The following is a 21,448-nucleotide window of genomic DNA, read 5'->3' on the forward strand; positions in this document are numbered from 1 at the left end:
TCAGGCGGGCGCGCCCTTGCGGCGCACCGCCTTGGCCAGCGCGGCGAAGACCTCGGCGATCTGTTCGGTCAGCCAGCTGACGGGGTTCTCGCCGGGACGCCGGCGGCTGACGACGAAGGTGGCGATGCAGGCGGTCGCGAACAGCGCGGCGGGCAAGCCGATTGTCACCAGCGCCGTCAGCCGGACGGCCGTGGCCTGGCCCAGGATCATCGAGGTCTCGAAGGCGAACAACAGCAGGCCGCCCGTCACCACCGCCGAGCCCGATCCCGACCGCTTGGCGCTGAGCCCGAACGGTACGGCCAACAGCGGCAGGAGGGGCAGGATCATCGCCCTGGACAAGCGAGAATAGAACTCGGCCAGCAAAGCCTGCCGAGGCAGGAGCGGTGACGGGCGGCCAAAGCCCTGCTGGGCCAGTTCGATCAGTGTCAGCTCGCTGACCTCGTCGCCACGAAGACGCAGCAGCTTGGCGGCCTGGGACAGCGGCAGATCGAACATGAAGCGCGAAAAGTTGGCGACATAGACCCGCCCTTCCTGCGTCGTGCTGATCTGCCGGCCCTGGTTCAGCTCCAGCGAGACGTTGCGGTCGCCCGGCTCCTTGTGGACCACCGCCGAGGCGGACGTCAGGATATCCTCGCGTCCGTCCGGCTGGATCAGGCGAATGAAGACGCGCTCCAGATGACGTCCGCTGGCGTCGGCGCGATCGGCGGTCAGGAAGACGCCGGCGCCGCTGGAGAACAGGGCCTTGGGCCGTACATCGCCGTTCCATCCGGCGTTCTCGGCCGCGTGCAGCACGGCGTGATAGGCGTAGCGGCTATAGGGCTGGATGAAGCCGAACAGCAGCACGCTCAGGAACATCAGCAACACGCCCAGCCCCACGAAGGGCGTGGCGAACCGGCCGAGCGACATGCCGCTGGCCAGGATCGCGTCGATCTCGGAGCTGCGGTTCAAGCCGTTGACGACGACGAACAGCCCGATGAAGAAGCCGCCCGGCAAGGTCAGCCCCACATAGTGCGGCACCAGGTTCACCAGCAGTTCGGTCAGGAACTTGAAGCCCTCCGTCGTCTGCGACAGCAGGTGGAAGGAGCGCATCAGGCGCTCCATCAGGAACGCCACCATCGTGCTGATCAGCACGGCCGACATCGGCGTCAGGGTCCGCCGCAGCAGATATCGGTCGAGTATGGACAGGACCATCTAGGAAACGGCCGGCTGGGGCTCGACCATGCCGGCGTTTCTCCCAATCCGGATGCGAGGCTCCTGCGCGACCGGCTCGAGCCGCCCCGCGACCAGCGGACGCCGCTCCAGGGCCTCGGCATAGATTTCCACGACCTCGTCTAGGATCTCCGTCCAGCGATAGGCGGCGCTGCGCTCCAGAGCCTCGGCGGCCAAACGCAGTCGTTCCTCGCGATCGACGAGCAACCCCGACAGAGCGTCGGCATAGGCTGACGGCTGATCCGCGCACAGCAGGCCGTTGCGCCCATGGCGCAGCAGCGCGCGGGTGTTGGGCGCATCGGCGCAGACCATGGCCAGGCCGCTGGCCATCGCCTCCAGATTGACGTTGCCGAAGGTCTCGGTGGTGCTGGGGTTGAGGAAGATGTCGCCGCTGGCCAGGGCCGTGGCAAGCGCATCGCCCGACAGGAAGCCGGCGAACACCGCCTTCGGCAGCCGCTCCTCGAACCACGCGCGGGCGGGACCGTCGCCGATCACCAGCACCTGGGGCGACTGGCCGGCGGCCTCCAGTCGTCCGATCGTCTCGGCGAACGCTCCCAGCCCCTTTTCCATGACCAGTCGGCCCAGGAACACGATCACCGGGCGGTCTGGCGCGAAGCCCTGGCTCGCGCGCCACGCCTCGCAGCGGCGTCCGGGATTGAAGAGTTCGGGATCGACGCCCCGCGCCCAGGTGCGGACGCGCGTGGAGAGGTTGTGGGCCCGAAGCTCGTCGCCGATGGCCTCGGTCGGGGTCATGACGTAGTCGCAGGCGCCGTAGAACTTCCAGAGCTGGTCGCGGACCAGCGGACGCAGCCGGCCCAGGCCATAGTAGTCGAGATAGGTGTCGAACAGGGTGTGCAGGCTGGCCACCACCGGAACGTTCAGCTTGCGTCCCAGCTTCATCGCCGCCGAGCCCAGCAGGTCCGGCGCCGACAGGTGGACGAGGTCCGGCGCGAACGTCTCCACGTCCCGCCGCACGGCGCCCGGCAAACCCAGCGCCAGACGGTAGTCGCCGCGGAACGGGACCTTCACCGACGGCACCGAGACGAGATCGCCCATCGGGGCGAACGCCGGATTCGGTCCGGTCGGCGAATAGACCCGCACCTGCGCGCCCATCGTGCTCTGCAGATGGCCTACCAGTCGATTCAGTGACTTGTTGGCCCCGTCCAGCGTGTAGTTGTAATTGCCCGAAAACAGGGCGATCCGCAGTGGCCTTACGCCATCGACGGAGGTCAAGGCCTTGAAATCCATGACAGTCCTTCCCCTTGCGGTCCCTAGTCCCCCGACCAGGGCATCGCGCTTCCCCCGAAGCGACATGCAATGGGACTTACAGCAGGCCACGCCGTCGTTTTTATGAAGGCCGGCGCCGCATCACCGTCATGGTACTGATTTAGCGGTGATGACGGGGTCTTTTGGGGGAAACCGCCGGATGCGGATTGTCGATGTCGCCGAGTTCTATTCGCCTACCGGTGGGGGCGTACGGACCTATATCGACCGCAAATTCGAGGCCGCGGCCCAGCTGGGCCACGAGTTCTTCGTCATCGCGCCGGGGCCGGAGGATCGATTCGAACCGCGTAGCTCCGGCGGCGTGATCTGGGTCCGCTCCCCTCGCCTGCCGTTCGACGCCAACTATTACATGTTCTGGGACGCCGCCCCGGTGCACCGCCATCTTGATTCGCTGTCGCCGGACCTGGTCGAGGCCTCCTCGCCTTGGCGCGGGGCCTGGATCGTCGCCGATTGGCAGGCGGCCACCTCGCGCGCCATGTTCATGCACGCCGACCCGGTGGCGATCTATCCGCAACGATGGCTGGCCCCCGTCGCCAGCCCCGAGCGGATCGACCAGATGTTCGAGTGGTTCTGGAACTACCTCCGTAAGCTGACGGGCCGGTTCGGATCCGTCGTCGCCGGCGGACAGTGGTTGGCCAAGCGCTTCGAGCAGCATGGCGTGGCGTCCGTGGCGGGCATCCCGCTGGGCGTCGATCGCGCCGCGTTCTCCCCGCGTCTGCGGGACGAGCGCTTGCGCGCGGAGCTGCTCAAGGCCTGCGGTTGTCCGGATGACGCCAAGCTGGCCTTGGCCGTCGGGCGCTTCCATCCCGAAAAGCGCTGGCCGATGGTGATCGAGGCCACGTCCAGGGCCAGTATCGATATCCCGATCGGCCTGGTGGTGGTGGGCGACGGCATCGACCGCGCCCGGGTGCTGCGCGCGGCGGCCGGGAAGCCGAATGTCCACCTGATCCCGCCGATCCGCGACCGGCCGCTGCTGGCCGCTCACCTGGCCAGCGCCGACGTCCTGGTGCACGGCTGCGACTCCGAAACCTTCGGCTTGCTTCCCGCCGAGGCGATGGCCAGCGGCCTTCCCCTTGTGGGGCCGGATCGTGGCGGCTTCGCCGACCTGGCCCAGCCGTCGAGCTCGGAAACCTATCGCTCCGGCGACATTGACGCCGCCGCGGCCGCCATCCGCCGGCTCTTCGCCCGCGATCCCGGCGCCCTGAAGGCCGCCGCGCTGGAGGCCGCGCTCAAGGTCCGGCACGACACAGACCATTTCGCCGAGCTGTTCGAGCACTATCAAGCGGTCGCGGGCGTCGCGAGGTCTCGCGCGGCGTGACGCAATCCATCGATCCTGTCACCGACGAAGCGCCGCCCGTGAAGGCGAAGAACGCGCTCTGGTGGAACCTGCTGGGCGTCGCCGTCTCGATCGGCCTGGTCGCCGCGATCCTGGTCCAGCTGGGCGGCGCGACCTCGGACGCCCTGAAGATGGTCGTCCGGCTGCCGCTCGGCGTCTGGCCGGTCCTGGTGCTGCTCTATCTTACCCAGCCCATCTGCGATTTCGCGGTCTATCACCGGCTCTGGAACCTGCCCGCGCGCGCCTTCGAGACCTTGTTGCGCAAGAACGTGATGAACGAGGTCGTCCTCAACTATAGCGGCCAGGCCTATCTCTATGTTTGGGCGCGACGCGCGGGCGGCGCGGTGGTCGCCCCCTTCGGCGCCGTCAAGGACGCGAGCATCATCTCGGCGCTCCTGGGCAACCTCATGACCCTGGTCCTGGCGGCGATCAGCGCCACGCAGCTGCGGGACCTTGGCCTCGTCCGACAGCTTGGGCCGACGCTGTGGCTGGGGCTGATCCCGATCGCGATCTCGATCGGCCTGCTGGTCTTCGGACGCCAGGTCTTCTCGCTGCGCCCTGGCCAACTCGCCTATGTCAGCGCCGCTCACGGCCTGCGGCTGGTGGTCGCGACCGCCCTCACCGTCCTGGTCTGGCAGATGGCGCTTCCGGACGTCGCGCCCGCCGTTTGGTTGGTGTTGATGGCGATGCGTTACCTGGTTTCCCGCATCCCCTTGCTGCCAAACAAGGACCTGATCCTTGGCAATCTGATGCTGCTGCTGATGGGCGCGCACGCGCCCGTCGCGCTGTTGCTGGCGGCTTTGGCGCTGACGACGCTGTTCATGCATCTGAGCGTCATCGTCGGGCTGGGCGCCATCGACCTCGTGCGCGGCCTCGGACGGCCAGCGCGTGGCCGCCTAAGCGACCACCACCTCGGCATGTGAGAAGGCCTCCTCGAACGCGGGGCTCAGCGCCGCGTCGGTGATCAGGACGTCGACATCCTTGAGCGAGGCGGTGTGGACCAGGCCCACGCGGTCGAACTTGCCCTGGTCCACGGCCAGCAACACGCGGGTGGCCGTCGAATAGGCGATGCGGCTCATGATCGCTTCACTGGGCGAGTGGTCCATCAGGCCATGCTCCAGGTTCACCGCGCCGACGGTCAGGACCGACAGGCTGGGCCGGAAGCCCGCCAGGAAGTCCTGGGCGTGGCGGTCGGAGAACGACTGATAGGCCTCGTTCAGCTCGCCGCCAGCCAGGAACAGGGTGTGGCCCCGGTCCTTGCGGATCGCCTGGGCCACGGCCAGCGAGTTGGTGATGAGCTTCAGCTGGCGATGCTCGCCCAGGGCCTTGGCCACGAAGCAGGAGGTCGAACCGCTGTCGAGGAATACGGTGTCGCCGTCGGCGATGAACTTGACCACCGCCTCGGCGATGCGGGTCTTGCCGGCGACGTTCTTCTGCATGCGCAGGTCGAACGGGCCTTCGATCTCCTGGGGCGGCAGGCGGACCGCGCCGTGCAGGCGCACGATCGTCCCGGCTTCTTCCATCACGCGCAGCTCGCGCCGGATCGTCTCTTCCGAGACCGACAGCGCCTTGGCGATGTCGGCGATGGCGCGCGTCTGGCTGGGCTCGAGCAGGTTCAGGATATCGCGCTGACGATCGTAGCGTTTGAGCATTCTCTGTCCGTCTCTGGCGGGCCTTACGACACTATGACGTGAGTCCCGATACATGAAGTGCGTCCCCGACCGGCAGGGGAACAGCGCCGGCCGGGGACGAGCGCGTCCTAGAAGGCGACGCGCAGCTGGATCCGCGCATAGCGCGGGGTCTGGTACTCGACCGGCTGGCCGAAGTGAGTGTCCGGCACGCCGCTGCCGCCGACGTCGCCAAATTCGTGGTAGGCCGTGACCGCGTGAGCGTTGAACAGGTTGAACACGTCCAGGCGCAGGGTCGCGTCCAGGCGGTCGCCCGGGGTCGGCAGGGTGACCACGGCGCTGGCGTTGAACTGGGTCACCCAGTCGCCGTCGAAGGCCGAGCCGCGATCGACGACCTTGCCCTGGCAGTAGAAGCCATAGCCCTGGTAGCCGTAGGCGGTCTCGTCGACCGACTTGGGCACGATGCCGATGCAGCTGTACTTGCGCGGCGACTGCACGAGGCCGTTACCGCCCAGGGTCAGCCAGTTGTTCACCTGATAGCTGCCATAGGCCTTGAAGGTATGGCGACGGTGATTGGGCAGGTAGCCGTCGGCGCCGTTCAGGAAGCCCGGGCTATCGAAGTCGGCGGTGGTGTTGATCGCCGTCTGGCCGTTCTCCGAGCGCACGCCGCCCTCGTAGTTACCCTTCAGGCTGGCCCAGGTGTAGGAGCCCGACAGCGACCACTTGCCGTCGAACGCCCGGTCGAAGGTGGCGGTCAGGGCGTTGTAGTCGCGCTTGGGCTTGGGATAGGTCAGGTCCTTGGCCGACAGGGTGACGATCGGCTTGGAGCCGTCCGGCAGGCTGTTCAGGCGGATGGTGACATCCTCGCCCGGATTGACGATCACCCACTGGCGGCCGCCGCCGAAGCTGGACTGGCACTGGGCGGCGCTGAAGCCGGCCCTCACGCAATAGGCGCGCGCGCCGGTGTCGATGGCCACGTCCTCGACGATGCTGTTCAGCTCGCGGTGCGTGAAGTACGCGCCGACCTTGATCAGGTCGCCGAAGCGACGCTCGTAGCCCAGCACATATTCGTCGGCCGATTGCGGCTTCAGGTTATGGGCGATGGACTCGGCGGTGTCGGCCACCAGGCCCGAGGCCGAGACCAGGCAGTTGGAGATCTTGGTGTCCGGGCAGGTCGTGACGCCATTGGCCCCGGTGATCGCCGCGCCGATGGCCGGATCGCCGTTGGCGCCGACGCCGTCCAGGCGGTTGTAGCGGGTGTAGGTGACCAGCGAGCCGGCGAACTTCAGCGACAGATCGCTGGGCAGCGGCAGGTAGTAGCGGCCGAAGAAGCCGTAGAGCTTGGACTTGCCGTCGCCGAAGGGGTCGCCGGAGATCGACAGGCGCGGAGCCCACTGGTTGCCCGGATCGTAGAAGGTCTTGTTCTCGGCGTTGCGGTTGTCGAAGCGGTCGTTGCGGATGCCGGCCTCGAACTGCAGGCGGTCATTGAACAGCGACCACTGGTCTTGGGCGTAGAAGGCCTGGTTGACGGTGCCGAAGCTGCCGCTGTTGCGATAGACGCGGGTCGTCACGTACTCGACGCCGGCCGGCAGGTTGCTCTGGTCCGAGCCGGTCGAGCGATACAGCTTGAAGGCGCCGCGGCCGATCGTTTCGAAGAACTGGGTCGCGGTGTTCTCTTCGTGGTCGTAACCGACCCGCAGGTGGTGGGCGCCGAACAGGTCGAAGTTGAAGTCGGCGTCGGCGCGATAGAAAGTCCGCTTGTCATCATTGAACGACTGGGCGTCGGTGACCTTGTTCAGGCCGATGTTCACGCCGGCGGTGTCGGTGCGATAGTCGACGACCTGCTCGTGGGTGATGTCCAGCGGCAGTTGGCCGTCGCGGAACTTGTTGACGCCATAGGCCGCCGACAGGGTGAACCAGGGCGTGAAGGCGCCGGTGTAGCGCGCGATGTAGTTCTCGCCGCCCGCACGCTGGTTGGTGCCGCCCGTCTCGGCCCCGACCGTCTTGGTCGTCGGGTTGTAGTTCAGGCTGCGATTGCGGACGTCCTTGGTGGTGTCGAAATAGGTGAACTCAAGGTGCTGCTTGCTGGTCAGGTAGCCGTCCAGCTTGCCGCCCCAGAACGGCGCGTCGTCGCTCATCCGCGTGGCGTTGCCGCCCGTGGCCTGGGGCGTGAAGGTCTTCAGCTTGCGCTGGTTGTAGAGGCCGTAGAAGAACAGGCGATCCTTGATGATCGGCCCGCCCAGCTCGGCCACCCACTCCTCGCGCTCGGCCGTGGCGTCCTGGTAGTTGTTGCGGAAGGTGTTGGGCGCGCTGTCGCGCAGGTCGCCCGGCTCCCAGGTCGCGGTCACGCCGCCGTGGAAGACGTTGGTGCCCGACTTGGTGATGGCGTTGACGAAGCCGCCGGTCGAGCGGCCGAATTCGGCCGGATAGCCACCAGTCTTCACTTCCACCGACTTGTAGAAGTCGAACGGCACTTCCACGGGCAGCAGGCCCATGCGGAAGTTGGTGATGTTCAGGCCGTTCACGAAGAAGGCGTTCTCGATGAAGCTGGCGCCCGAGATCGAGATCTGGTTGGCGAAGTTGCCGTTGGCCGAGGACGAGCCCTGGACCACGCCCGGGGACATCAGGGCGATGTCGCGCAGCGAGCGGCCGACCGGCACGCGTTCGGCCAGCTCGCCGATCTCGATGGCCGCGCCGGTGGTGGTGATCTCGAAGTCCGGCGTGCGCATGCGGCCGGCCTTGACCACGATGGCCTCGACCGAGCCGACCGGCGCCAGGGTGAACTGGTTCGACGCGCCCGAACGGCTGATCAGCACGCCGGCTTCGGTATAGGCGTCATAGCCCTCGGCGCTGACCGAGACGGCGTAGGCGCCCGGCGTCAGTTGCGGGACGACATAGGCGCCGCTGGCGTTGGTGGTCGCCGAGCGCTTCACGCCCAGGGCTTCCGAGGTCAGCAGCACCGTCGCGCCGGCGATCGGCTTGCCGTCGGCCGACTGCACGCGCCCCGAGGCCTGGACGTTGGTGTAGTCCTCGGCGAAGGCCGGCGCCGTCATCAGCGCGACCGCCGTAATGCTGGTGCTGACCAGGGCCAGCGCCCGCAGCGCCATGACGCCGTTCAGGCGCCGCCTGGCTCGAGTTTGATGACTCACGACCGACTCTCCCAAGAGAAATTTGTGCCCGACGAGTGTTGCGACCCGTCCTGCCGGTCACTGCCCCCTCGCCACGGTCTCCTCTAGGCGTAGTTTGTGGATGTGATGTGACATTTGTTGGTTTTATGTTGATGTCACGGGAGATTGGCTTGCGCTTCGTGAGCATTTTGACCACAAAACCCGCGAAACCCACACAGAAGCCCTCCGCCGGCGGTCAAATCGTCACCAGCGCGCGCGGCTTCATCGGGGTGTGTCAGACGTCCGTCAAAGAAGGACGTCTTCAAGCGAAGAGGCCCGTGGTGACCAAGACTTCCCTGCTGATCGCCCTGCTGTGCGCGACGATTCTCGGCGGCTGCGCCAGCGCCGCCCTGGCCGCCGCGCCGGATCCGACCGCGCCCTATTTCGCCGACATCGACGTGCGCCGCGACGCGCGAGCAGACGACAAGACCATCGCCGGCGTGGTGTTCGACGATACGAACCACAACGGCCGCCTGGATGCGGGCGAGCGCGGCGTGCCGGGCGTGAAGGTCTCCAACAGCCGCGAAGTGGAGCTGACCGACAAGGCCGGCCGCTACGCCCTGCCCGTCCGTCCGGACATGGCGGTGTTCGTGATCCAGCCCAGCGGCTGGCGTGTGCCCACCGATACGCGCTGGGTCCCGCGCTTCGCCTATCAGCACAAGCCGGCCGGCACGCCCAAGGAACTGCGCTATGGCGGCCTGCCGCCGACCGGCCCTTTGCCGTCGGCGATCAACTTTCCGATCATTCCCACAAAAACCGGTCAGAACTTCGATTGCGCGGTCCTGGGCGATGTGCAGCCGGCGTCGAACATCGAGGTCGGCTATGTCCGCGACTCGCTGGTCCGCGAACTGGTCAACGCGCCGAAGAAGCCGGCCTGCCTGCTGGCGCTGGGCGACATCGTCAGCGACGACCTGCACCTGATCCCGCGCACGGCCGAGGTGATGGGCTCCATCGGCGTTCCGCAGTGGTGGGTGCAGGGCAATCACGACTACGACCACGACGCCGACCACGATATCGACAGCTCCGACACCTGGCGGCGGCTGTACGGTCCTAACAACTACGCGTTCGAGATGGGCCAGGCGGTGTTCATCGTGCTGGACAACGTCTCGTTCCCCTGTGGCGAGGACCCGCGCGAGGCCCGCGAGCGGCCGTTCTGCAAGCAGTACTGGAAGACCTATGCCGGTCGCCTGCTGCCCGACCAGATGGCCTTCATCGAGAACGTGCTGAAGACCACCGATCCGAGGAAGCTGGTGGTGTTCGCCGCCCACATCCCGTTCGTCGGCTTCGACAACTCAGAGTCCCAGCCGCACCAGACGGCCAATCTCGACGAGCTCTACGCCCTGGTGAAGGGCCGCCCGGCGCTATCGCTGACCGGCCACAGCCACACGCTGGAGAACATGGCCCCTGGCGACTCGATGGCCGGCTGGAAGGAAAATGTCGGCGTCTCGACCATCCCGTTCCGCCACCTGGTGGCCGGCGCGGTGGCCGGCGACTGGTGGGGCGGCGACTACGATATCGACGGCACGCCGATGAGCATCCAGGGCGACGGCTCGCCACGCGGCTATGTCGAGTTCGACGTGAAGGGTACGAACTACACGCTCGACTACCGCGCCAGCGGCCTGCCGCGCGATCGGGCCATGTGGCTATCGGTCAGCACGCCGGCCTTCCGCGACTGGGCCGACAAGATCTTCGCCTGGCGCGACGCGCCGGAGGACAAGCGCGATCCGGTGCCGCCGCTCAGCGTCCAGGACCTGCCCGATGTGAAGATGCTGACCCCGAGCGACCTGGCTGGCCAGAGCTGGCTGACCGCCGACGTCTGGATGGGCGACTCGACGACCAAGGTGATGGTCGCCGTCGATGGCGCCGCGCCCGTCCCGATGACCCGCACCCAGGAGATGAAGGGCGAAGCCGTCCGCAGCGGCTCGACCTGGTCGGACCCGTTCGCCCTGCAGCGTCAGCTGACCATGGCCCGCGCCGCGATCCAGAGCCGCTCGGGCGATCCTGAGACCCAAGGCTATGTCCAAGGCCGCCAGAAACGCCTGCCGCCGATGCCGCCGCAGCCGCGCGGCTCACGCGCCGACCACTCGCCGCACATCTGGCGCTACGACCTGCCCAAGGACCTGGCCGAAGGCATGCACACGGCGGTCGTCACCATCACCCGCGACCAGGGCGAACCGTCGCGCGACACCCTGGTGTTCGAGGTCCGCCCCTCGCGCCCGAAGCCGACCTTCGACTTCGAGCACTGGGACAGGTTCAAGAACCAGTAGGCGCGGCCAACATATACCGCGCCAGCCGGGCCTGGATCCGCTCCCAGGTCTTGAGCTTGACCGGCTCGCCCTTGCGCAGCTTGGTCCAGGTCGTCTCGCTGATGCCGTAGACGTCGGTCAGGTGCTCGCGCGTGATCGCCGGCAAGGCGGCCTTGAGCGCCTCGAAACGCTCCAGGCTGACGGTGATGGTCTGAACCACGCGGAACTCCAATACGCTTAGAAAGGTGCGGCCGACGCACAGGGGGTATGGCGCCGGCCGCTGACGATCGCCGGGGAAGGACGCGATCGTTATTCCTTGCCCGAGGCGGGCTTGCGGTAATCCAGCGCCGGCGGACGGTCACCCAGCATGGCCTTGTAGGCGAAGTTGGGGCCGCGACGCTCGTTCAGCTCGGCCTTGGCCTTCTTGACCACGTCGGGGTTGGAGAACAGGTCCGCGCCCGTCAGGGCCAGGGTCTTGGCGGCGTTGACCGCGCCCTTGACGCCGATCGACGAGCCGGCGGCGGCCACGTTCTGCCAGCTGTGGCCCGCCGAGCCCGGCACGAAGGTGGCGGTGCCCAGGCCCACGGTCGGGGTGACCCAGCTGATGTCAGAGACATCGGTCGAACCGCCGCCGCCCTCCAGTTCGACCTTGTAGGGCTCGATGGTCTTGACGGTGTCGATCGACGGCGCGCTGGGGAAGCTGGTCTGGATCTTCTTGGCGAAGGCGATCTCTTCCGGCGTCCAGGTGATGCCGCCGACCTTGCGCAGGTTGGCGTCCATCACGCGGCCCAGGGTGTCGTTGGGCAGCAGGGCGTAGACGCCGCCGGTGATCTCGGTCTCGACCGTCGTGCCGGTGGCCAGGGCCGCGCCCTTGGCGGCGTTCTCGACGCGCGACCAGACGTCCTTGACGACGGCCGGATCCGGATGGCGGACGTAGTAATAGACCTCGGCGAAGTCCGGCACGACGTTCGGCGCGGTGCCGCCGGCGGTGATCACGTAGTGGATGCGGGTCTTGTCGGGGGTGTGCTCGCGCAGGAAGTTGGTGGCGACGTCCATCACCTCGACGCCGTCCAGCGCCGAGCGGCCCTTCTCAGGCGCGCCGGCGGCGTGGGCCGAGATGCCGTGGAAGCGGAACTTGCCGCTGATATTGGCCATCGACACGCCCTGGACGGCCGAGTTCTCATTGGCCGGGTGCCAGTGCAGCGTGGCGTCGACGTCGTTGAACAGGCCGTCGCGGACCAGATAGACCTTGCCCGAGCCGCCTTCCTCGGCGGGCGTGCCGAACACGCGCAGCTCGCCCTTGATGTTGTTCTTGACCATCCAGTCCTTGATGGCGACGGCCGCGCCTACCGAGGCGGCGCCGAACAGGTTGTGGCCGCAGCCATGGCCGGCGACTTGGCCGGGGATGCCGGTCTTCGTCGGCTCGGCCGTCTGGGCCAGGCCCGGCAGGGCGTCGAACTCGGCCAGGATGGCGATGACCGGGCCCGCGCCGTTCTTGAAGCTGGCCACGAAGGCGGTCGGCTCACCGGCGACGCCGGCCTTCACGTCGAAACCGGCGGTCTTCAGCTGGCCTTGCAGCAGGGCCGAGCTCTTGACCTCCTGGTAGCCGACCTCGGCGAAGCCCCAGATCTTCAGGGCCGCGTCCTGGATCTGCGGGGCGTCGGCGTCGACGGCCTTCAGGATCTGGGTGCGGCCGGCGTCGGTCAGCGGCGCGGCGTGGGCCTGGGTCGCGAGCACGCCCGTCGCCATGCTGGCGGACAGGAGGGCGAGCTTCAGAGCGGACAGCTTCATTGGAACGGTTTCCCCGGTGGCGAAGGTCGGCGCCGACGGGCGCCCACCTATACGACGTAGGGCGATCGCCGCCCCTCACCTGGGGTGGATAAATTTTATTCGGCCGCGCCGCGTGTCGGGCGCGGGCGCACCAGCTCGACCTGCTGATCGTCGGCGTGGCCGACATCGGCCAGGCCATAGGTCTTGAGCGCGGCCACGAAGGCGTCGATCTGGCCGGTCTTGAACACGCCGCTGACCGGCGTGGCCCCGAGGGCGGGGTCGGACAGCGACAGCTTGCGCTCGGAGAAGCGGTTCATCTCGGCGATGACGGCCGACAGCGGCTCGCCGTCGAACACCAGCCGGCCTTTCAGCCAGGCGGATTCCTTGGCGGTGTCGACGCTGGAGATCGCCCAGTCGGCGGGCTCGGCGGCCACGAAGCGCGAGCCAGCCGACATCTCGACGCGGCGCTCGCCCTTCGGTTCATCAGCGGCGATGCGCACGCGACCTTCGACCAAGGTCACCGACAGCTTGCCCGGCTCCATGCGCACGTCGAAGGCGGTGCCGACGGCGGTCACCCGCTTGTCGCCGGCCGCGACCACGAACGGACGCGAGGCGTCCTTGGCGACCTGGAAAAAGGCCTGGCCGCGCAGCAGCGTCAGACGGCGCTCCTCGGCCCAGTGGTTCACCCGCACGGAAGAGTCCGTGCTGAGCGTCACGACCGAATTATCGGCGAGACGGAAGGTCGAGCTTTCGCCGACGGCGGTGCTGAACACCGGCTCCTCCGGAGGCGAAGCCGGCGTGGCGTCGCCGCCCAGCCAGCGCTTGCCGACCACGGCCCCGCCGACGGCGGCGACCAGACCGGCGGCGGCCAGGCCCAGGGTCCGGCGGTTCAGGTGCGGGCGCGTGTCGCCGGCGTTCAGCGCGTCGGCGCGCAGAGCCGCGAAGCCCGGATCATTCTCGAGGTCGGAAAAGCTGTTCCAGGTGCCGTTGAGATCGTCCCAGGCCATGGCGTTACGCGCGTCGGCCTTTAGCCAGCGCTCGAACTCCCGTCGCACGCGCGGGGCCACGTCGTCACCTTGCAGTCGCGCGAACCATTGAGCGGCGGCGCTATCCGGGTCGTCGTGTATCTCTTTGCCCGACGTGGTCGACGTCATCCTGGTCTCGCAGACGCGCGTGCAGATGACGCAGCGCCTTCATCACATGTTTCTCGACAGCGCTGACGGAAACCCCCAGGCGCTGGGCGACGCGCTTGTAGCTCATCTCCTCGAAGCGCACGAGGATGAAAACCTGACGCGTGCGTTCCGGCAGCTCGTTGAGAGCCGCCATGGCGCGCGCCATCTTCTCACGTCCCTGTAAGACGCGTTCGGGCGACATATCATCAACGGGGTGATGAATTTCTTGCAGTTCGCAGTGATCGGAGCGCCTGCGGGTGCGGTCGCGGCGTCCGCGATCGATCAGCACATTGGCCGCGACCTCGAAGAGATAACCCTCGACATTGGTCACGACAGCACCCGGCTGGCGCTTCTGGATACGGAGAAGAACCTCCTGCACCAGGTCCTCGACGTCGTTGGCGTTGGCCCGACGGGAGAAGAACGCCCGCAGCGCCGGCGTAAAACGCGCGCCGCAGTCCGACAGGTCGGCGACCTGCTCGGGAAGCTTGGAAGGCTTAGCGCCCCATATCACTGTGTCGGCCCCAACATGACAGTCAGGTGAAATTGCGTTCCCGCCTGTGTCAAGGGACGCGATCAGGGTGAAGGAACCGCGACGCAACCCGTGGCCTGTTGCCTATTGCCTATGCAACACGCGATCTTGGGGCGTCAGGGCGCGCTGCGAAGCATGGCCGTCCGGCGAAATGCGGCATGGTGCGCGCCTTCGACGGCGTGATGTCCAGGTCGTTGGGGAGGTCGGGATTCGTTGTTGCCCAGGTCCAGAGGCTCGGAAGCGTCCATGAGGCGCGGCGCCGTCATGGCCCTGCTCTGCGCCACGGCCCTGACGGCGTCGCCCGTGGCGGCGGAGGCCAGGGCCCCTCGACGGCCTGACTCGACCTACCGCTTCGACATCGCCGCCCAACCGCTGGGTCAGGCCCTGAACCAGCTGGCCCTGCGCAGCGACCGCGAGATCCTGTTCTCCACCGCCCTGACCCAGGGCAAGCGCAGCCCCGGCCTGAACGGCGTGTTCACGGCCGAAGCGGCGCTGCAGCGCCTGCTCTCGGGATCGGGGCTGGCCGTGCGCCTGGAAGGCCGCAGCTTCCTCATCGTGCCGGCCGCCAAGCCTGTCGAGGCCGCTACGCCCGATGCGCCCCCTGCCCCGCCCTCGCCGCCGGTCGCGATCGAGTCGGTCGTCGTCACGGCGTTGAAGCGCTCCAGCCTGATCCAGCAGACGCCGATCAGCATGACTGTGATCTCCGGCGAACAGGTATCGCGCCTGGGCGTCCTCGATCTGGAGAAGGCCGCGCCGCTGCTGCCGGGGCTGAAACTTGTCTCCACGGCCTTTGGCCGCCGCCTGGTGCTGCGCGGCGTCTATGGCGCCGGCGAAGCGACGACGGGGCTCTATTACGACGAGACGCCAATGACCGGGCCGGTCGGCACCACGGCCGATCCCGGGGTGATGGCGCCGGAGCTTGCCCTGGTCGACGTCGACCGCATCGAGCTTCTGCGAGGACCGCAGGGCACGCTCTACGGCTCAGGCGCGATGGGCGGGGCGTTGCGGATCCTGTTCAAGCGTCCGGACCTTTCGGACGATGCGGCCTCGATCGGCGCTTCGCTGTCGTCCGCCGCCCACGGCGGGCAAGGCGGCGGGGCGAACGCGGCGCTGAACGCCGTCATCATCCCCGAAACTCTGGCCGTGCGCCTGACGGCGTATGATCAGAGGCAGCCCGGCGTGATCGACAATGTCCGGCTAGGCCTGAAGGATGTCGACGCCTCCCGCGTGCGCGGCGTGCGGCTGGCGACGCTGTGGGCGCCGGGGCCGCGGTTCTCGGCCCTGGTATCGGCCACGCATCAGAATAGCCATCGCGATGACATCTCGGCCTGGAACGACACCGCCGGCCCGTGGCGGACCGTCCACGCCGCCCGCGCGCCGTTCGACGGCGATATCGACCTGGCGGCGGCGACCCTGAAGTGGCGCGGCGACGCGGTGGACATCACGGCGGTGTCGTCCTGGTACCGCTGGCGGCTGACCCGCCGCTCCGACTACAGCGGCGTGCTGATCGGCGAGCGGACCAACGCGGCCGGCTGCCTGCGGATGTTCTCCGTGGCCTGCGACGCCACGCAGATGGCCAGCTATTCGGCCTATGTCGACAGCGTCTATCCGGCGATCCTCAACCAGCCGGCGGAGCTGACCGCGCAGATCCACGAGATCCGCGCCTCGTCCGTCGGCGACGGCCCGCTGACCTGGACGCTGGGCGCCTATCGCGAGGTGCGGGGCGACTCCATCGACAGCCAGGTCCGGCACGTCGATCCCCTGACCGGCGCCCTGACCGAACCGCCGGCGCTGATCGGCCGACGCAGTATCGAGAACCACCTCTCCCAGAGCGCTGTCTTCGGCGAGGTCTCCTACGCCATCGCGCCGGAAACGCAGCTGACCCTGGGGGCGCGACGGTTCGACTACGTCAAGCGCGACCGGGGCGCGGTGCAGATCGCCAATGTCATCTCCGGCACCTGGGCCGACTACGCGATCGACGCCCGGACCCATGAGCGGGGCTGGAGCCTGAAGGCCCTGGCCAGCCGGCAGTTCGCGCCGGGCCTGTTCGGCTACGCCCAGATTTCGCAAGGCTTCCGTCCCGGCGGCGTCAATGTGGTGCCCGGCCTGCCGGAGGGTTTGGCGGTCTATCGCTCGGATCGCCTGAACAACTACGAGCTGGGCCTGAAGGCCCAGAGCACCGACCGGCGCTTCACGGCCAACGTGGCGCTCTATCATATCGACTGGCGCGACATGCAGTACGCCGCCCAGACCCAGAACCGCGCCTTCAACTACGTCACCAATGTCGGCGCCGCGCGGATTCACGGGCTGGAGTTCGAGGCCGCCGCGCAACGCGTGCTGGGCTGGGACCTGGCCGGCGCCCTGACCTTGACCGACGCGCGCCTGACCGCCGACCAGCTGACCAACACCGCGATCGGCCTGGGCCTTGAGGGCGACCGGCTGCCCACGGTGCCCCGCAAGACCGCCTCGGCCTCGATGCAGCGCCGCTGGGTGTTGTCCAGCGACCTGACGGGGCGGCTGCGGTTCGACGGCTCCTATGCGGGCACGGCGCGATCGGCGTTCAACGCGGGCAACAGCGACTATCTGAAGATGGGCGGCTACGCCGTCTTCGGCGCCAGCTTCAGCCTGGAGCACCCCGCCTGGACCCTCGACCTGTCGGTCGACAACCTGCTGGACCGAGCCGGCCGCGCCAACGCCGCGCGCAACACCTCGGGGCCGGTCGAGTACTTCGGCGCGGCGCCGCGCACCCTCCGTGTGAGCATCGAACGACGCTTTTGATCAGGCGTCGCCTTTTTCGCATGCGCCAGGTGAGGAAGCCCTCCGACCTTGCGTCTGATCCTACAGGCCGCCGTCGAGCGCGCCGTCAAAAGGGGATCAACAATGATGCAGTTTCGCGGCCTTCGCGCCCTGGCCCTGAGCGCCAGCGCGCTGACCAGCCTGGTGGCGGGCCAGGCCTTCGCCCAGCAGGCGCCCGAAAGCGCCCAGATCGAGGAAGTGGTCGTCACGGCGCTGAAGCGCTCCACCACCGTCCAGACCACCCCGATCAGCGTCAGCGCGGTCACCGAGAAGTCGCTGCAGGCGCTGGGCGCACAAGGCATCCAGGACTATTTCCGCACCGTCCCGAACCTGCAGGTCGACGGCAACTCGCCGACCAGCCGCCGTCTGACCCTGCGCGGCGTGCGCAGCGCCGGTGAAGCCACCGTCGGCCTCTATTACGACGAAACCCCGCTGACCGGTCCGGCCGGCACCACCGCCGACGCCAGCTCGACCAGCGCCGACGTCAACCTGTTCGACGCCGAGCGCATCGAGGTCCTGCGCGGTCCGCAAGGCACGCTGTACGGCTCGGGCTCGATGGGCGGCACCCTGCGCGTGATCCTCAACAAGCCCGACACCAGCCGCTACGCCGGCGCGGTCGAGGCCCAAGGCACCAGCACCAAGGGCGGCAGCAACGGCTATTCGGTGAAGGGCATGGTCAATGTGCCCCTGATCGAAGACAAGCTGGCCGCGCGCCTGGTGCTCTACAAGACCGAGGGCGGCGGCTATGTCGACGACGTCCTGCTGAACAAGAAGGACATCAACGATCAGCACTCCAGCGGCGGTCGCCTGATGCTGGGCTTCACGCCCACCGAGAACCTGACGATCAACGCCTCCGGCCTCTATCAGAAGACCACCCTGGACGGGCAGAACAGCTGGTATCCGGCGCTGGGCAAGGACGCCTATTCGACCAACGCCCGCGTCATCGCCCCGACCAGCGATAACCTGCGGATGTACAACGTCACGGGCAAGTGGGACCTGGACTTCGCCACGGTCACGGCGACCTCGTCCTACTACAAGTGGACCCTGCTGCGGAACTCGGACTACAGCCCCACCCTGTCGGGCAGCCGCGCCAACGCCACCTCGTGCCGCAACTATATCGCCGGCGGTCCGGCCGCGACGGGCGCGACGAACCCGGCCTGTACGGCGGCGCAGCTGGCCCAGTACACCGCCTATGCCGACAGCCGCACCCCGGGCGCGCTCTACCAGCCGATGGGCCTGACCTCGTGGAACCACGAACTGCGCATGACCGGCTCGCTGTTCGAGGACAAGGTCGACTGGACGGCCGGCGTCTATCTCGAAAAGCGTGAAGACTACATCGAGAGCAAGGTGGCCAAGGGCGACGCCACGACCGGCATCATCAACCCCAACGACCTGACCGCCTGGCGCCACGTCGGCACCGACACCAAGCAGACCGCCTTCTTCGGCGAAGTGTCCTGGAAGCCGATCGACAAGCTGACCCTGACCGGCGGCCTGCGTCGCTTCAAGTACGACAAGACCGTCTCGGGCCAGGTCCTGATCAGCAACTTCATCACCCAGTCCTATGTCGGTCCGGCCGCCCAGGTCGACGCCGGCGCGGACGGTTGGGTCAGCAAGCTGAACGCCTCTTACCAGGTCACCTCCGACGTCATGGTCTACGCGGTGGCGGCCAAGGGCTTCCGTCCGGGCGGCGCCAACAACGTGCCGGGCCTGGCCAGCGCGCTCTTGGGCTACGCGCCCGACAGCCTGTGGAACTACGAAGGTGGCGTGAAGAGCCAGTGGTTCGACCGACGCCTGACCCTGAATGCGGCCGTCTACCAGATCGACTGGTCGAACATGCAAATCTCGGCGACCAGCGCCAACGGCGCCTTCAGCTACCTGACCAACGCCGGCAAGGCTCGGATCAAGGGCTTCGAGGTCGAGGCCACGGCGCGTCCGATCACCGGCCTGACGATCAGCGGCACCGCCGCCATCGTCGACGCCAAGCTGACGGAAGACCAGGCCAACTCGACCATCCTGATCACCGGCTCGACGGGCCTGCGCGGCGACGAATTCCCGAACGTCGCCAAGTACAGCGGCTCGGCGGCGGTCGAGTACACCTGGCCGCTGAAGGGTGATCTGAACGGCCTGCTGCGCGCCGACTACGCCTATGTCGGCCAATCGGCCTCGCAGTTCCGCCCGACCTACGTCTACTACGAAAAGCAGGGCGACTACGGCTATGCCAACCTCCGCGCCGGCGTCGAAGGCGCCGACTGGGGCGCCTATGTCTTCGTCAACAACGTCACTGACGAAGTTGGCCTGATGAGCGTCACCTCGGCGGTGAACAACGCCAAGCAGGTCGTCAGCATCAACCCGCGCACCGCCGGCTTCCAAGTCCGCAAGCGCTTCTAACCCCTGAGCGACGGGCGGGCGTCCAGCCTCGCCCGTCGCCTTCAATTCACGGTGGGCATGACCGATCCAGCGCGCCGGGCGACGTGCTGGCCACAAGGCATTTTCGGCTGAAACCAACTTTATCGTGTCGAGGGTTGAACCATTTCGGCCCCAAGTCTCCTTTATCCGCGCGCCGAGTCGGTATCCGCCCGAGGTTTCTATTGTCCCTGCTTGATCGCCGCGCCGCCCTGACGCTTCTGGCTGGAGGCGCGGTCGCCTCCAGTCTGCCGTCCGGTCCGGCCGACGCTCGCTCCGCGAGCTTCTCGTTCGACGTCGTCCAACGCCGCGCCCGCGCCCTGGCCAGCCGCGCCTATGTCGCGCCGCCCCCGCCACCGCCTCAAGTCCAGGCCATGGACTACGACGCCGCTCAGGCGGTCGGTTTCTATCGGACGAAGGTGCCGCTGTGGGGCGGCGACTGGGGTATCGAGCTCTTCCCGCTCAGCCGAGGCGTCTCCAAGACCGTGGCCATCAACCTGGTCGAGAACGGCCGCGCCCGGCCGCTGGCCTATGACCCGACCATGTTCTCCTCGCGGGTAGACAGCCCATTGCGCGCCCTGCCCGCCAAGGCCGGCTTCTCGGGCTTCCGGGCCATCAGTCGCGACGACCGGGGCGAATGGCTGGTCTTCCACGGCGCCTCGTACTTCCGCTCCCCGGCCCCGTTCGGCCAGTACGGCCTGTCGGCCCGCGCGATCGCCGCCGACACCTACGCCGTCCAGCCCGAGGAATTCCCCGACTGGCGCGAGGTCTGGCTGGAGCGCGACAACGCCGGCCGCCTGGTCATCCACGCCCTGATGGAAAGTCCCGGCATCGTCGGAGCCTACAAGTTCGTCAATGAACGCGACGGCCTGGCCCTGACCCAGACCGTCCAGGCCAGCGTCTATTTCCGCCGCGCGTTCGACCAGCCTGGCTTCGCGCCGCTGACCAGCATGTTCTGGTATGGCGAAGACCGCGCCAACCCGGCGGTCGACTGGCGGCCCGAAATCCACGATTCCGACGGCCTGGCGATCTGGACCGGCGCGGGCGAACGCATCTGGCGGCCGCTCTCCAGTCCCAAGCGCGTGGTCACCAGCGTGTTCAGCGACGAGAACCCCAAGGGCTTCGGCCTGATCCAGCGCGACCGCGACTTCGAGCACTATCACGACGAGCAGGCCGCTTCCGAACGCCGGCCCAGTGTCTGGGTCGAGCCGATCGGCGACTGGGGCAAGGGCTCGGTCCGCCTGGTCGAAATCCCCACCGACAGCGAGACCAACGACAACATCGTCGCCTTCTGGACGCCGGCCGCGCCGGTCAAGGCCGGGAGCCATGTCGCGCTGAACTACCGCCTGCGCTGGACGAGCGACGCGCCCGACACGGACCTCGCCACGGTCGTGGCCACCCGCTCGGGCCGACCAGGTCAGCCGGGGGGCGAACTGGTGACCGAGGGCCGCAGGATCGCCATCGAGTTCCGGGGCGCCAACTTGCTTGCTCTGCGCACGGCGATCGACATCGAGGCCGACGTCACGGCCCGCAACGGCAAGATCAGCCAGCTCTCCCACTATCCGGGCGCGCGCCACGAGGCCGAGAACGACGCTTTGTGGCGGGTGACCTTCGATGTGGTCTGCGATGGCGCGGAACCCGCCGATGTCCGCGTAATCTTGCGGCAACATGGGCGTCCAATAAGCGAAACGTGGACGGCGCTGATTTTTCCGACCTCTCCATGAAACCAACCTGGCCGTCGAGAACTTGGCCTTCTCGAGAGCAACCGCGCCCCGCCGCCCCCGAACCAAGAGTATAGTGGCTTTGTTGTCTTCCCCGCGGCGCAGGAGCGCCCGTCCCCTCCCCGCGCTGAAACTGGCCCCTACGCCGGCCAGGCCCGCGCCCGTTTCGTTCGCCGAGTTCATCCCG

The 21,448-nt window shown here is 67.8% G+C and carries 14 protein-coding genes; 6 read left to right on the forward strand and 8 right to left on the reverse strand.

The features are described 5' to 3' along the window. Both AC07YH_RS03295 and AC07YH_RS03300 read right to left on the reverse strand, forming a co-directional pair. The gene (locus AC07YH_RS03295; RefSeq protein WP_494745583.1) at nt 1-1,191 is read right to left on the reverse strand and encodes an LptF/LptG family permease; all 1,191 of its coding nucleotides are present in this window, start codon (nt 1,189-1,191) and stop codon (nt 1-3) included. Further along, complete coding sequence (locus tag AC07YH_RS03300) at nt 1,192-2,457, reverse strand: glycosyltransferase family 4 protein (protein WP_494745584.1); 1,266 nt, start codon at nt 2,455-2,457, stop codon at nt 1,192-1,194. A gap of 178 nt (nt 2,458-2,635) precedes the next feature. On the opposite strand from AC07YH_RS03300, the gene AC07YH_RS03305 reads away from it, so the two are divergent. Both AC07YH_RS03305 and AC07YH_RS03310 read left to right on the forward strand, forming a co-directional pair. Next, on the forward strand, nt 2,636-3,811 hold the full coding sequence (locus AC07YH_RS03305) for a glycosyltransferase (protein WP_494745585.1): 1,176 nt from the start codon (nt 2,636-2,638) through the stop codon (nt 3,809-3,811). Next, nucleotides 3,808-4,752, forward strand: a complete 945-nt coding sequence (locus tag AC07YH_RS03310; protein WP_494745586.1) for a hypothetical protein — start codon at nt 3,808-3,810, stop codon at nt 4,750-4,752. Before AC07YH_RS03305 ends, AC07YH_RS03310 begins: the two co-directional genes overlap by 4 nt. On the opposite strand, the gene AC07YH_RS03315 is transcribed toward AC07YH_RS03310, so the two are convergent. Both AC07YH_RS03315 and AC07YH_RS03320 read right to left on the reverse strand, forming a co-directional pair. Further along, nucleotides 4,726-5,481: a DeoR/GlpR family DNA-binding transcription regulator gene (locus AC07YH_RS03315; RefSeq protein WP_494745587.1), complete on the reverse strand. Its 756-nt coding sequence runs from the start codon at nt 5,479-5,481 to the stop codon at nt 4,726-4,728. The two genes, AC07YH_RS03310 and AC07YH_RS03315, sit on opposite strands and share 27 nt — an antisense overlap. Nucleotides 5,482-5,588: 107 nt before the next feature. Beyond that, nucleotides 5,589-8,606 (reverse strand): TonB-dependent receptor, encoded by a 3,018-nt coding sequence (locus tag AC07YH_RS03320; RefSeq protein WP_494745588.1) that lies wholly within the window; start codon nt 8,604-8,606, stop codon nt 5,589-5,591. 299 nt (nt 8,607-8,905) lie between these two features. Here AC07YH_RS03320 and AC07YH_RS03325 point away from each other — a divergent pair, with 299 nt between their 5' ends. Then, nucleotides 8,906-10,891 carry a calcineurin-like phosphoesterase C-terminal domain-containing protein gene (locus tag AC07YH_RS03325; protein ID WP_494745589.1) on the forward strand — a complete coding sequence of 662 codons (1,986 nt, stop codon included), beginning with the start codon at nt 8,906-8,908 and terminating at the stop codon, nt 10,889-10,891. Here AC07YH_RS03325 and AC07YH_RS03330 read toward each other — a convergent pair. From AC07YH_RS03330 to AC07YH_RS03345, 4 genes are all read right to left on the reverse strand, one after another. Beyond that, nucleotides 10,878-11,090, reverse strand: a complete 213-nt coding sequence (locus AC07YH_RS03330) for a hypothetical protein (RefSeq protein WP_494617384.1) — start codon at nt 11,088-11,090, stop codon at nt 10,878-10,880. The genes AC07YH_RS03325 and AC07YH_RS03330 overlap by 14 nt on opposite strands. Nucleotides 11,091-11,179: 89 nt before the next feature. Next, nucleotides 11,180-12,661 (reverse strand): amidohydrolase, encoded by a 1,482-nt coding sequence (locus AC07YH_RS03335; RefSeq protein WP_494745590.1) that lies wholly within the window; start codon nt 12,659-12,661, stop codon nt 11,180-11,182. Nucleotides 12,662-12,756: 95 nt separating this feature from the next. Continuing rightward, entirely contained in the window at nt 12,757-13,794 is a 1,038-nt protein-coding gene (locus AC07YH_RS03340; protein WP_494745591.1) for a FecR family protein, read from the reverse strand. Then, nucleotides 13,748-14,323 carry an RNA polymerase sigma factor gene (locus AC07YH_RS03345; protein WP_494617399.1) on the reverse strand — a complete coding sequence of 192 codons (576 nt, stop codon included), beginning with the start codon at nt 14,321-14,323 and terminating at the stop codon, nt 13,748-13,750. The genes AC07YH_RS03340 and AC07YH_RS03345 overlap by 47 nt, the downstream gene beginning before the upstream one ends. Nucleotides 14,324-14,587: 264 nt before the next feature. Here AC07YH_RS03345 and AC07YH_RS03350 point away from each other — a divergent pair, with 264 nt between their 5' ends. The 3 genes from AC07YH_RS03350 to AC07YH_RS03360 all read left to right on the forward strand — a co-directional run bounded on the left by AC07YH_RS03350 (nt 14,588) and on the right by AC07YH_RS03360 (nt 21,264). Continuing rightward, nucleotides 14,588-17,119: a TonB-dependent receptor gene (locus AC07YH_RS03350; protein ID WP_494745592.1), complete on the forward strand. Its 2,532-nt coding sequence runs from the start codon at nt 14,588-14,590 to the stop codon at nt 17,117-17,119. Between the two features lie 102 nt (nt 17,120-17,221). Further along, nucleotides 17,222-19,525 carry a TonB-dependent receptor gene (locus AC07YH_RS03355; RefSeq protein ID WP_494745593.1) on the forward strand — a complete coding sequence of 768 codons (2,304 nt, stop codon included), beginning with the start codon at nt 17,222-17,224 and terminating at the stop codon, nt 19,523-19,525. A gap of 200 nt (nt 19,526-19,725) precedes the next feature. Beyond that, nucleotides 19,726-21,264, forward strand: coding sequence for an OpgD/OpgG family glucan biosynthesis protein (locus tag AC07YH_RS03360; protein ID WP_494745594.1), 1,539 nt, complete (start codon nt 19,726-19,728; stop codon nt 21,262-21,264). Nucleotides 21,265-21,448 lie beyond the last annotated feature (184 nt).

This window comes from Caulobacter sp. GW456-12-1-14-TSB4 (assembly GCF_059424195.1).